13 protein-coding genes, 5 tRNA genes and 2 other annotated features are annotated in these 12,340 nt (G+C 35.9%); of the genes, 16 read left to right on the top strand and 2 right to left on the bottom strand.

The annotated features are described in order from the left end of the window. Positions 1 to 189 precede the first annotated feature (189 nt). The 3 genes from BEN26_RS12415 to BEN26_RS12425 all read left to right on the top strand — a co-directional run bounded on the left by BEN26_RS12415 (position 190) and on the right by BEN26_RS12425 (position 1,129). A tRNA-Ala gene (locus BEN26_RS12415) sits at positions 190 to 265 on the top strand. A gap of 397 nt (positions 266 to 662) precedes the next feature. After that, positions 663 to 1,001, top strand: coding sequence for a YmaF family protein (locus BEN26_RS12420; protein WP_068722769.1), 339 nt, complete (start codon positions 663 to 665; stop codon positions 999 to 1,001). Between the two features lie 51 nt (positions 1,002 to 1,052). Next, positions 1,053 to 1,129, top strand: a tRNA-Pro gene (locus BEN26_RS12425). Positions 1,130 to 1,210: 81 nt separating this feature from the next. On the opposite strand, the gene BEN26_RS12430 is transcribed toward BEN26_RS12425, so the two are convergent. Together BEN26_RS12430 and BEN26_RS12435 are read right to left on the bottom strand one after the other, a co-directional pair. After that, a complete protein-coding gene (locus BEN26_RS12430; protein ID WP_069797505.1) occupies positions 1,211 to 1,627 on the bottom strand; it encodes a DUF1641 domain-containing protein in 417 nt (138 codons plus the stop codon). Between the two features lie 21 nt (positions 1,628 to 1,648). Continuing rightward, positions 1,649 to 2,788 carry an NAD(P)/FAD-dependent oxidoreductase gene (locus BEN26_RS12435; RefSeq protein WP_069797504.1) on the bottom strand — a complete coding sequence of 380 codons (1,140 nt, stop codon included), beginning with the start codon at positions 2,786 to 2,788 and terminating at the stop codon, positions 1,649 to 1,651. A 290-nt stretch (positions 2,789 to 3,078) separates the two neighbouring features. Here BEN26_RS12435 and BEN26_RS12440 point away from each other — a divergent pair, with 290 nt between their 5' ends. The 13 genes from BEN26_RS12440 (at position 3,079) to rplT (ending at position 12,305) form a co-directional block, all read left to right on the top strand. Next, positions 3,079 to 3,339, top strand: coding sequence for a hypothetical protein (locus BEN26_RS12440; RefSeq protein ID WP_069797502.1), 261 nt, complete (start codon positions 3,079 to 3,081; stop codon positions 3,337 to 3,339). 48 nt (positions 3,340 to 3,387) lie between these two features. Beyond that, a tRNA-Phe gene (locus BEN26_RS12445) sits at positions 3,388 to 3,463 on the top strand. A 46-nt stretch (positions 3,464 to 3,509) separates the two neighbouring features. Then, positions 3,510 to 3,584, top strand: a tRNA-Gly gene (locus tag BEN26_RS12450). 78 nt (positions 3,585 to 3,662) lie between these two features. Then, positions 3,663 to 3,751: transfer RNA gene (locus tag BEN26_RS12455), tRNA-Leu, on the top strand. A 463-nt stretch (positions 3,752 to 4,214) separates the two neighbouring features. Continuing rightward, positions 4,215 to 5,306 carry a phosphate ABC transporter substrate-binding protein PstS gene (pstS, locus tag BEN26_RS12460; RefSeq protein WP_084818690.1) on the top strand — a complete coding sequence of 364 codons (1,092 nt, stop codon included), beginning with the start codon at positions 4,215 to 4,217 and terminating at the stop codon, positions 5,304 to 5,306. A 72-nt stretch (positions 5,307 to 5,378) separates the two neighbouring features. Beyond that, entirely contained in the window at positions 5,379 to 6,311 is a 933-nt protein-coding gene (gene pstC / locus BEN26_RS12465; RefSeq protein ID WP_069797498.1) for a phosphate ABC transporter permease subunit PstC, read from the top strand. Then, entirely contained in the window at positions 6,311 to 7,144 is an 834-nt protein-coding gene (gene pstA / locus BEN26_RS12470) for a phosphate ABC transporter permease PstA (RefSeq protein WP_084818689.1), read from the top strand. Before pstC ends, pstA begins: the two co-directional genes overlap by 1 nt. A gap of 117 nt (positions 7,145 to 7,261) precedes the next feature. Then, positions 7,262 to 8,014, top strand: a complete 753-nt coding sequence (gene pstB, locus BEN26_RS12475; RefSeq protein ID WP_069797494.1) for a phosphate ABC transporter ATP-binding protein PstB — start codon at positions 7,262 to 7,264, stop codon at positions 8,012 to 8,014. 19 nt (positions 8,015 to 8,033) lie between these two features. Further along, the gene (gene phoU / locus BEN26_RS12480; protein ID WP_082732314.1) at positions 8,034 to 8,690 is read left to right on the top strand and encodes a phosphate signaling complex protein PhoU; all 657 of its coding nucleotides are present in this window, start codon (positions 8,034 to 8,036) and stop codon (positions 8,688 to 8,690) included. 70 nt (positions 8,691 to 8,760) lie between these two features. Next, positions 8,761 to 8,973 (top strand) — a binding site (T-box leader). A 71-nt stretch (positions 8,974 to 9,044) separates the two neighbouring features. Beyond that, complete coding sequence (gene thrS / locus BEN26_RS12485; protein WP_069797493.1) at positions 9,045 to 10,961, top strand: threonine--tRNA ligase; 1,917 nt, start codon at positions 9,045 to 9,047, stop codon at positions 10,959 to 10,961. Positions 10,962 to 11,032: 71 nt separating this feature from the next. Continuing rightward, positions 11,033 to 11,145: a sequence feature (ribosomal protein L20 leader region), on the top strand. 10 nt (positions 11,146 to 11,155) lie between these two features. Continuing rightward, complete coding sequence (gene infC / locus BEN26_RS12490; protein WP_069797530.1) at positions 11,156 to 11,683, top strand: translation initiation factor IF-3; 528 nt, start codon at positions 11,156 to 11,158, stop codon at positions 11,681 to 11,683. A gap of 28 nt (positions 11,684 to 11,711) precedes the next feature. Beyond that, positions 11,712 to 11,909 (top strand): 50S ribosomal protein L35, encoded by a 198-nt coding sequence (rpmI, locus tag BEN26_RS12495; protein ID WP_069797491.1) that lies wholly within the window; start codon positions 11,712 to 11,714, stop codon positions 11,907 to 11,909. A gap of 36 nt (positions 11,910 to 11,945) precedes the next feature. Then, positions 11,946 to 12,305 carry a 50S ribosomal protein L20 gene (gene rplT, locus BEN26_RS12500; protein WP_069797489.1) on the top strand — a complete coding sequence of 120 codons (360 nt, stop codon included), beginning with the start codon at positions 11,946 to 11,948 and terminating at the stop codon, positions 12,303 to 12,305. Positions 12,306 to 12,340 lie beyond the last annotated feature (35 nt).

The raw sequence follows: 12,340 nt of genomic DNA on the forward strand, positions 1-12,340 counted from the left end.
ACTAAAGGAATTAAAAGGATTTTAAAAAATAATATATGATTTTACTTTGGAAAACCCATAAAATATGAATACGCTTACGTAAATGTGGATGGAATAAAATTCCTCCCACAAATACTTGACTCAGACTTTAGGTTTGAAAGTGTTGAATGTAAATGAAGAGGATGCTATAATAATTTTTGTCTTAAGAATGGGGCATTAGCTCAGCTGGGAGAGCGCTACACTGGCAGTGTAGAGGTCAGGGGTTCGAGCCCCCTATGCTCCACCATCAATAAAACCAATAAGCAAATTCGCTTTTAGATCTAAACCGAAAATGTCTGCCCCCTAATCATCATAAGGGCGGTTTTTTTTCCTCCTCATTAACTTCAATTTGTAGATCATCATTCCAATCCAAACAGTGAAACTCTCAACAGCAACGTAATCTAACCAATTCGTAAAATCAATATCATTTAGTGTAGTCATGAATAATAGTAAAAATAGGATATCCGTACTATTTATTTTTTTTCATAAAAACCAGCTCTTTAATTTCTAGGTGTGCTATGCTCCACCATACTTAAATATTACAAAACATTTACTCCTTAATAGGCTATAGTACAATCAAATGCTAGACATTTACATAGTATTTGTATTGTGAGATATACACCTATAAAGGAGAGATGATAATAATGAAGAAAATAGGAAAAGATGATGCTTATCCAGGTCTTGTGCCAAACCATACCCATGGTTCTGTGGATTATACTTCAATCGAATTAGATCATGTTCATCAATGCCTAGATATTACTTCACCACCAATACTAACTAGTGATGGGGGACATATCCATTCTGTCGAAGGTTACGTTTTGTTTGAAAATGGTCATACACATTATTACGAAGCATACTCTAGTCCAGCTATTCCAGTGGGCAGTGGAAGGCATGTTCATTACTATGATTTCTATACAACAAAAAATGTCGGACACAAGCATCGTATTAGAGGTGTAGATCAACCGGCGCCTGGCGATCTTTAAACCTTGACAAATTGTGCTTAACATTTTTAAAATATATAGTACACAATTGATCGGGATGTGGCTCAGCTTGGTAGAGCACCACGTTCGGGACGTGGGGGTCGCAGGTTCAAATCCTGTCATCCCGACCACTATGAGCTTTCATAAAAAAAGAAGAAGACCTACTTTAAATCATACTAAGTAAGGCCTTCTTTGTCGTTTATAGGTTAGAATTACTTAGATAAATTTTTTGTAACAGCAAGCATAAACTTTAATCCATTTTGAACACCTGGATCTTTCATTAGCTTTAACAATGATCCAAAGCCAACTTTAGAGGTATCATGTTTTATATCTTCTTTTGCCTGTTCAACGGCATCTAGCACTTTATTAATCGTTTCCATGCCACCTAAATCAGCTAGTACTCTATCTCCAGTTTCTACTGCTGTCCCTGCGATATTAGCCATTTTAATTACTGCCCCTGAGTTTAATGCTCTTGTTGCACCGGAAATGAAGTGAGCTAAATCTAATAAATCTTTTAATACATTTTGCTCTTTCATAGTATTAATTGTTTGTACTAATTCTTTTAAGGTATTTAATTCTTGTTCAGTTAATTCTAACGTATTCTTACATTCTTCCATTGTCACACTCATTTTTTACACCCCTTTTCCTTTCTATAATAGTCCTCGAGCTGTCATCCAATACATTTCGTTAAATGCATGTTTAAACCAATGGATCATAGCAGATGGTGGAACTGGATTTGGAGGATTTTTATAATCCATATTAATGTAAGTTCCTTCTTCTAGACCTGCTTCGATAAAACAGAAAACTTTTCCATCATAGAAGTGAGTAGGTGTTTGGCCATGAAGTTCTTGCTCAATATTTTTAGCAACATATTCAGACTCATAGTGAGCTGTAGAACCAGCTTTACTAATTTGGATTGCAGTTGCATCTCCAACTACATAAATAGAAGGATCTACTTCAGATTTTAAAGTGTATTGATTAGTCGGAATAAAGCCCATTTCATTACCAAGTTTAGAATCGAAGATAACTTTTGCTCCGCGATGAGGTGGAATTGAAATTAACAGATCAAAGGATTCTTCTTTTCCGTCCTTGGAAGTAAGAATCTTTCTCGCTGGATCTACTTTTGCAGGCACGAATTGAGTAACATAACGGATATTACGTTTTTCAAGTTCAGGTTTTAACCATTTAGCAACCTTAACTGCCTGATGAACTTCCTCAAGCGGATAGGTATAAACGAGCTCAACCTTTTCTCGAATACCTTTCTTTTCAAAGAATTCATGTAACATTAAATACAATTCAATAGGTGCAACTGGGCATTTATGAGGTTGGCCAAGTGTAATAACGATCTTACCACCTTGGAAGTTTGTGATTTTTTCTCTTAGTTTAAGAGCACCCTCCATTGTATAGAAGTCATCACCAGCTTCAGGTAAGCCAGGAATTAAGTCGAAACGAGGAATTGCACCTGTACCGATGACTAAATAATCATAAGTGAAGTCACCTTTGTTTGTTTTGATTACTTTTTTATTTTTGTCGATCAATGTTGCATCAGCGATGACGAGGTTTACATGTGGATGTACTAAAGCTTTCTGTTTTTTTACATAATGCTCAGGATTTTGCAAACCAAAAGCAATGAAGAGATAACCTGGTTGATAGATATGATCCTCTTCTGCAGTAATCATGGTAAGTTTTACTTCACCATTTTTAATTTCGTGATTTAATCCTTTTGCCAAGTGGTTAGCAACCATGGTTCCACCGGTTCCACCACCAAGAATTACAATGTTTTTAGCCATTTTTTTTACCCTCCCTTAACTTTGGTTCTATAAAGAGAATTGCCTAGGCCAAACTTTGTTCAATATTGAACATGGAACAAAGATACCTTAGGCGGTATGTCTCTAACTCATATTTTATACAAGTCTCGATTATTTTTTCAATGATTTTTTTAATAAATACTAATAAGTAATCATTCTTTTCTGAGCGAGAGAACAAAAAATAAATGGATGGGTGATCACATAAGAAAAAATACATTATTTTCATATAATATATTAGCTATCTTTTTAGTTTTCTGAAGGGGGGAAGAATGATGATTGAAATGGGTATTATTATAGCTTTAGCCATGTCTTTAACCCCATTTCTAAGTGATTATATCCATATTCCTAAAAAGCTAAGAGCATGGACTACACTATTGCTTATCGTTTTGCTTAATATAGGGAATGCATTATTATTTGCTGACCATCAAATTATCGAATCAATCAGACAGGGAATAAATGATGGAGTTATTGCAGTTGGTTTATATTCTACAGGCAAGAATACGTTTGAATATATGAAGTCAAAAAAAGATTAAATTGACATTTATTCGTTTTAATGGTATGATAATTGATGTCTCAAAAGAGGTTCGGTAGCTCAGTCGGTAGAGCAGAGGACTGAAAATCCTCGTGTCGGCGGTTCGATTCCGTCCCGAACCACCATTTTTTAAATGAAAAATGGACAACTATTTAAAGTTAATGTTTATTTGCGGACGTGGCTCAGTGGTAGAGCATCGCCTTGCCAAGGCGAGGGTCGCGAGTTCGAATCTCGTCGTCCGCTCCATATATTTGAGCGCAGCTACGTCGATTTTACTTCTAGCAAGCGAATACAGTTGTGCCCTTTAGGGTACTCCATTAACGTGCCGGGGTGGCGGAATTGGCAGACGCACAGGACTTAAAATCCTGCGGTAGGTGACTACCGTACCGGTTCAAGTCCGGTCCTCGGCACCATTAATATATTCAGAGAGTGCACTATATTAATTTTCATTAATTTTCGAGTACGACGTCGAATGACATCATTATCAGATGAATTTCATATTGCAAATAAAATAGTAGCTTTTGATAGCTACTTTTTTATTTAATTTAATTTTACATTTGTTTAATAATTTATCAACAATGTGTCGTTAAAATAAACATGTGACATAGATTTGACCCCACATTATATATGAAAAAGGCGATAGCGCTTGCTATCGCTCATTTTTTTCTGTCATCAATGTCTTCCTAATATTCTTTTCTTCTTATAGCAGAGATAACTCATATGAGTATGGATGAATCATAATAAAAACGGAAAAAATAAAAAAACAGATCAAAATTTACAATTCCTTAACAATTCATTAACGCTAGCTTGATATGGACAAAGTATACTCAAACTTGTAAGGAAAACAAATCAAAAAATTCAAGGGGGCTTTTGAAAGTGAACTTTAAAAAATTAGGCTTACTCTTCCTAGCATTAGTGATTGTCTTTACTTTAGGAGCATGTGCTGCTCAAAATCAACCAAATCAACAAGGCGGAGAACAAACACAGCAAGGTGGAGATGCTGCGGGTAAAGATATACTATTAAACGGAGCTGGTTCCTCTTTCGTTAACCCATTATTACAAAGAATGATTCCAGATTATGCAAATGCTAAAGGTGTTAAAGTAAACTATCAATCAATTGGTAGTGGTGGCGGAATTCAGCAATTGATAAAGAAAACAGTAGATTTTGCTGCATCTGACGCGCCTATGAAAGAAGACGAGATCAATCAAGCAGGTGGAAATGTGCTTCACATTCCAGTAACATTGGGTGGGGTTGCCGTTACTTATAATTTAGAAGGTGTAGATAAATTAAAATTAACTCCACAAGTATTAGGAGAAATTTACACAGGAAAAATTACAAAATGGAATGATAAAAAAATCACCGATATTAATCCAGGTGTAAACTTACCAGATGAAGAGATTAAAGTAACACATCGTTCTGATGGATCAGGAACAACTTATATTTTTACTAGCTACCTAAATGCTGCAGTACCCGAAATTTGGGGTGATAACTTAGTTGGTAAATCAATCGAATGGCCAGTTGAAGGTATTGGTGCAAAAGGTAATGAGGGTGTAGCTGGACAAATTCAAAATGAGCCTGGTACGATTGGTTATGTTGAATTAGCCTACGTTATTGAGAATAAAATGACAGCAGTCGAGCTTCAAAATAAGGATGGCAATTTTGTGGCTCCAACGCTTGAAACAGTTTCTGCCGCAGCTGCTGGAGCAGTAGCAAATATGCCTGAAGATATGAAAATATCTTTAGTAAACCAACCTGGTGCAAATAGTTATCCAATCGTTGGAACAACATGGTTATTGGTTTATGAGAATTCCCCAATGGATAAGGAACGTACTCAACAAGTGGTCGACTTCTTAAAATATGCTGTTACTGAAGGACAAAAATTTGCTGAAGAGTTACAATATGCTCCATTACCAAAAGAAATTCAAGATTTAGATGTTAAACAATTAGACAAAGTTCAAGTGAAATAGTAAAATGACATACGGATGGCAAAAAACCCTAAATAACAGGGTTTTTTGCTGTGTATTTTAGCTTGGTAAGGGGTGTATCGCTTGAAAAAACATTACGGAGACAAAATCTTTAAGGGAATCGCTTATCTATTTGGTTTTTCAGTTATGTTTCTACTTTTCTTAATGATTTATGAAATGTATTCTGGATCGAAGTTATCGATTGCTGAGTTTGGGTGGGATTATATTTTTGACTCGAAATGGAATCCAGTTGAAGAACAATTTGGAGCTTGGCCTTTTATTTATGGGACAGTGGTTTCTTCACTTATTGCACTTCTCATTGCAACGCCGATTAGTGTTGGGATTGGCATCTATTTAGTAGAAATAGCACCTAAATGGGTTCGAAACTCGGTAGGATTTATGATTGAATTATTAGCAGCAATCCCTTCAATTGTGTATGGCTTGTGGGGAATGTTTATTTTAGCTCCATTTTTACGGAACTATATCGCACCTATTTTTATTAATACATTAGGAGAATTTATACCTTATTTTTCAGGTCCGGCGTATGGCGTGAGTTTATTTACAGCTGGTGTGATCTTAGCTATTATGATTATCCCTACAATTGCATCAATTTCAAAAGAAGTAATTGCAACTGTACCAAATACACAACGTGAAGCAGCTCTAGCTTTAGGAGCAACCAAATGGGAAATGATTCGAACAGCTGTTTTAACCTATGCAAGAACGGGAATATTAGGTGGTATGATTATTGGGTTAGGACGAGCAATTGGTGAAACGATGGCAGTAACGATGGTTATCGGGAATAGACCTTCTGTCCCAAAATCTATTTTTGATCCAGCCTATACGATGGCAAGTGTAATAGCCAATGAATTTACTGAAGCTTCATCAAATCTGTACTTATCTGCATTGATTGAAATTGGTTTGGTCTTGTTCGGGGTTACTTTACTTATAAATATTATTGCAAGATTATTGGTTTGGTCAGTTTCAAAAGGAACTCAAGAGGTGAAATGATGAAATCACTTAAGAACAGAAAGATAAAAAGTAAAATAATGGTTATTCTCACAATTATTGCAACAGTAACTGCCTTAATTCCACTGTTTAGTATTTTTGGATATGTTATTATGAAAGGTTTACCTGCATTAAATTTAAGTTTTTTCATTCATACGCCAACTCCCCCTGGAGTTGAAGGTGGTGGAATAGCAAATGCAATCATTGGAACGTTTACTTTAATTTTAATTGCTTCAATTATAGGTATTCCTGTTGGTCTCATGTCAGGGATCTTTTTATCTGAATATGGGAGAAATAGGTTGGGTAAGTCCATTAGTTTTCTTACTGATATTTTAATTGGTGTCCCTTCCATCGTTGTTGGTATTGTCGTCTACACTTTATTAGTCATTTCCATGGGTGGTTTTACAGCGATTGCTGGAGGAGTTGCATTAGCATTTATTATGATTCCTGCGGTTACACGTACAACAGAGGAAATGTTAAAATTAATCCCAAGTGATATTCGCGAAGCTGGATTAGCATTAGGGTTACCTAAATGGAGAGTTATTTTATTCATTGTTTTACCTTCTGCAATGAGGGGAATTGTAACTGGAATTATGTTAGCTGTTGCACGTGTATCTGGAGAAACAGCACCATTATTATTTACGGCGTTTGGAAATATTTATTTTAGCAGAACTTTACTAGAGCCTATGGCTTCTATCCCCGTTCAGGTCTTTAACTATGCGATCTCTCCATATGCAGACTGGAAAGCTCAAGCTTGGGCAGGGGCATTAGTGTTGATCCTTCTAATTTTAGTTCTTAATGTGTCTGCACGTTTTCTCACAAGAAGTAGAGCTTAATTTTTCTAGGGTTCTCGCAAAAGTAATCGGAATACGGTTCGAAGGAGGATGTCACTTTTGTGGGTTATCTTGTGAACTCATCTTACTTATCGTCATACATTAAATGAGGTGGAATCTATGTCAATTCAAGTAAATAATTTGAACGCTTGGTATGGAGATTTTCATGCTATAAGAGATATAAATTTGGATATAAAAGATAAACAAGTTACAGCTTTAATTGGACCGTCTGGTTGTGGGAAATCTACATTTATTCGTACGATCAATCGCATGCATGAAGTGATTGAAGGAGCACGAGTTACTGGTGAAATCATCGTTGATGGCCAAAACATTTATGATACGAATATAGACCCAGTAAGCGTACGCCACCGAATTGGGATGGTTTTTCAGAAACCTAATCCATTCCCGACGATGTCGATTTACGATAATGTGATTGCTGGCTTACGTTTAAATGGAACGAAAAATAAAAAAATCTTAGATGAAAAAGTAGAGACTAGTTTAATTCAGGCTAATCTTTGGGACGAGGTCAAGGATCGTTTAAACAAAAATGCCATGGGGTTATCAGGTGGTCAACAACAACGTCTATGTATTGCTAGAACCTTAGCAGTAGAACCAGATGTAATATTGATGGATGAACCAACATCTGCACTTGACCCGATTTCTACATTAAGAGTTGAAGAATTGGTTCATTCTTTAAAGGATAAGTATACAATCATCATCGTCACTCATAATATGCAACAAGCGGCTCGTGTGTCTGATAAAACTGCCTTTTTCCTAAATGGTGAGTTGATTGAATATGATGATACTGTTAAAATCTTTTCAAACCCTAAAAACCAAAAGACAGAGGATTATATAACTGGTCGTTTTGGTTAATACAAGGAGATGATACACTGTGCAAAGAAAAAGCTTTGATCAAGAATTGAATACTTTGCAACAAAACTTGTTGCAAATGGGTAATCTTGTTGAAGAAGCCATTGAAAAATCCCTTGAATCGTTGTCTAATTTGGATAAAGATTTAGCAAGAAAAGTGGTAGAGGATGATGTTAAGGTAAATGAAATGGAAGATCAAATTGAAACACTTGCCGTTCAATTAGTGGCTACTCAACAACCAGTTGCTAAAGATTTAAGGAAAATTATAGCAGCTATTAAAATTGCAAGTAGTTTAGAAAGAATGGCTGATTTATCAAGAGATATTGCGAAGGTAACGATTCGAATTGAAGAAGACCACTTATTAAAACCCTTAGTTGATATCCCTCAAATGGCGCAAATGGTAAAACAAATGTTAACGAACGGATTAAAATCTTATATTGAGGAAAATGTTGAGTTAGCGTTTGGTTTAGCTGAAATTGATGATAAGGTTGATAAATTGTATAGTACGGTTTTACGTGATTTATTAGAGATTATGACCAAAAAACCTGAAACGCTAAGCCAAGCAATGTTACTCTCATTTGTAGCCAGATATATCGAACGAATTGGAGATCATGCTACAAATATCGGAGAGAGTGTCATTTACTTGGTAAAAGGGAACAAACCAGATTTAAATCTATAGAGAAACTTGACTTTTATCATAGCCATTCTTATAATACTAATTATTAAAAAACTTAGTTAAAAAAATAGTTATATCGACGATGATGAGGACATGAATAATCAAAAACCGGTTTTTAGAGAGAGAATCCTTGGCTGAAAGATTCTTAACCAGGATTGATGATTTACCCCCTTTGAGTCATAATAGTGAAAGAAAAGTAGCTATTATCGGTATTCACCGTTATCAATATGAGCATTTATTAAAATAAATGGAATTTGGGTGGAACCACGGCACAATCGTCCCATAGAGGATGAATGTGCTTTTTTTATTGAAAAAAATTTTTTGCATCAAAATCACTAAAAAGGAGTGTTATGAAGGATGAATAAGATTAAGATTACTTTTCCAGACGGTTCTGTTAAAGAGTTCGACAAGGGTATCACCATCGAAGAGATTGCTGCATCTATAAGCCCAGGTTTAAAGAAAAAGGCCATTGCAGGTAAAGTGAATGGGAAATTGGTAGACCTCTATTTACCAATTGAAGAGGATGCTTCGATAGAAGTAGTAACGTTAGATAGTGAGGATGGGCTTGAAGTCTATCGTCATAGCTCTGCTCATTTATTAGCACAAGCTGTAAATCGTTTGTATCCTATGACAAAATTTGGTATTGGTCCAGTAATCGAAGACGGCTTTTACTACGATATGGATATTCCAGAGCAACTTTCAACAGAGGATTTAGAAAAAATTGAAAGAGAAATGAAGAAAATCATTAAAGAAGACTTACCGATTCGTAGAAAAGTCGTATCACGTGAAGAGGCATTGGAAATTTTCAAAGGAATAAATGATGATTTGAAAGTGGAGATCATCAATGAGTTACCAGAGGATGCTGAAATTACGATTTATGAACAAGGTGAATTCTTTGACCTTTGCCGTGGCCCTCACTTACCATCAACAGGAAAAATTAAAGCGATTAAGTTATTAAGTATCGCTGGTGCTTATTGGAGAGGGGATTCTGATCGCAAAATGTTACAACGAATTTATGGAACCTCTTTCCCTAAAGAAAATCAATTAGAAGATTACTTACATTTCTTAGAAGAAGCAAAAAAACGTGATCATCGCAAACTAGGTCGGGAATTAGAGCTCTATATGTTCTCAGACGAGGCTCCTGGAATGCCATTCTACCTAGAAAATGGAATGATCATTCGTAACCAATTGGAGAATTTCTCAAGAAAACTTCAAGAAGAAGCTGGATATAGAGAGGTTCGTACTCCACTTGTGATGAATCAACGTCTCTGGGAGCAATCAGGACACTGGGAACATTATAAAGAAAATATGTATTTCACTGACGTCGATGATACCAAATTTGCACTAAAACCAATGAATTGCCCAGGTCATATGTTGATTTATAAAAATCAATTACATTCTTATCGCGATCTTCCATTACGTATTGCTGAATTCGGCCAAGTTCATCGCCATGAGTTATCAGGTGCATTAAATGGAATGATGCGGGTTCGTACCTTTACTCAGGATGATGCACATATTTTCGTAAGACCTGATCAGATTGAATCGGAAATTAAAGAAGTTATTAAGTTGATTGATAAAATCTACAGTGTATTTGGTTTTGATTATAAAGTTGAATTATCGACAAGACCAGAAGATTCGATGGGATCTGATGAATTATGGGAGCAAGCAGAGACTGCATTAAAAAATGTATTGGATCATTTAGGGATGGAATACACCATCAATGAAGGAGATGGCGCATTCTATGGCCCAAAAATTGATTTTCATATTCTTGACGCATTGAAGCGTAGCTGGCAATTGGCAACGATTCAGCTTGATTTCCAAATGCCTGAAAAGTTTGATTTACACTATATCGGGGAAGACAATCAGCGTCATCGCCCTGTTGTTATTCATCGTGCGATTATGGGTTCGATTGACCGATTTATTGGGATCATTACAGAACATTATGCCGGTGCATTCCCTACTTGGTTAGCACCTGTTCAAGCAAAACTTCTACCTATAGCTGAACCTCATCATGATTATGCTAAAGAAGTATTAAAAAGAATGCAAGAAAAAGGCATTCGTGTTCAATTAGATGATCGTAACGAAAAGATTGGATATAAGATTCGTGAAGCACAATTACAAAAAGTGCCTTATATGCTTGTCATTGGGGATAAAGAGATGGAGAACGGTACTTTATCTGTTCGTAAGCGTGGAGAAGGGGATCTAGGTGCACAAGCGATTGACCAAGTCATTGCTCAATTGGTTGAACAAATTAATCAGAGAACAAATAACTAACAATCTTTTTATTGTGTTTGACAAATAAGTAACAACTATGGTAATATAATTTAGTAAATTTTTATATAGTGGATATGAAGTAGAAGCGCCCGCTTCTCACCTGATCGACATGGGGTTGACAGGTTTATATGATCGGTGAATCAATGATAGTGTGGGCGCTTGGCGTCTACACTTTTTTACTTTTTTATCCAGGAATGTTTTGGAGGTGGCAGATTATTAGCAAAGAACATTTAATAAATGAGGAAATTCGTGCGCGTGAAGTTCGTGTAGTTGGACCAGATGGAGAACAAATTGGGATTCTTCCGCTTAAAGAAGCGCTTAAATTAGCTGAGGAAAAGAATCTAGATTTGGTAAATGTTGCTCCTACCGCTAAACCGCCAGTTTGTCGTATTATGAACTATGGTAAGTTTAGATATGAGCAAAGCAAGAAAGAAAAAGAAGCTCGCAAAAATCAAAAAGTAATCAATGTTAAAGAGATTAGGCTTAGTCCAACAATTGAAGAAAACGATTTTCAAACGAAACTTCGTAGTGCAATTAAGTTCCTTAAAGCTGGCGATAAAGTGAAATGTAGTATACGTTTCCGTGGGCGTGAAATTGCTCACCAATCGATTGGTGAAAAAGTTTTAGATCGTCTAGCAAAAGAAGTAGAGGATATTTCAGTCATTGAACGCAAGCCTAAGTTAGAAGGCAAAAGTATGATCATGATTTTAGCGCCAAAATAATAGTCGTTATAGATTGGAGGAAATAGTCATGCCAAAAATGAAAACTCATCGTGGAGCTGCAAAACGTTTTAAGAAAACAGGTAGTGGAAAGCTTAAGCGTAGTCATGCATATACAAGCCACCTTTTAGAAGGTAAAAGTCCTAAGCGTGGACGTCAATTACGTAAAAGTGCGGTAGTAAGTAAAGGTGACCAAAAGCGTATTGAGCAAATGTTAACTTACTTATAATCATCGAAAAGATTCGCAATCTAGGAGGGAATAGATATGGCAAGAGTGAAAGGCGGATATGTTAGTCGTCGTCGTCGTAAAAAAATCTTAAAACTTGCTAAAGGTTATTTTGGTTCAAAACACCGTTTATTTAAAACAGCAAAAGCACAAGTAATGAAATCATTGTTATATGCTTATCGTGACCGTCGTCAGCGTAAACGTGACTTCCGTAAATTATGGATTGCACGTATCAATGCAGCTGCACGTATGAATGGTCTTTCATATAGTAAATTTATGCATGGTTTAAAAGTAGCTGGCGTAGATATTAACCGTAAAATGCTAGCTGACTTAGCTGTAAATGATGCAAAAGCATTTGCAGACCTTGCAGAATTAGCAAAAGAAAAAATCAATGCTTAATTTTTATAAAAACACCCTTATGGGGTGTTTTTTTG

This window comes from Tepidibacillus sp. HK-1, from assembly GCF_001748485.2.
Taxonomy (GTDB): domain Bacteria; phylum Bacillota; class Bacilli; order Tepidibacillales; family Tepidibacillaceae; genus Tepidibacillus_B; species Tepidibacillus_B infernus.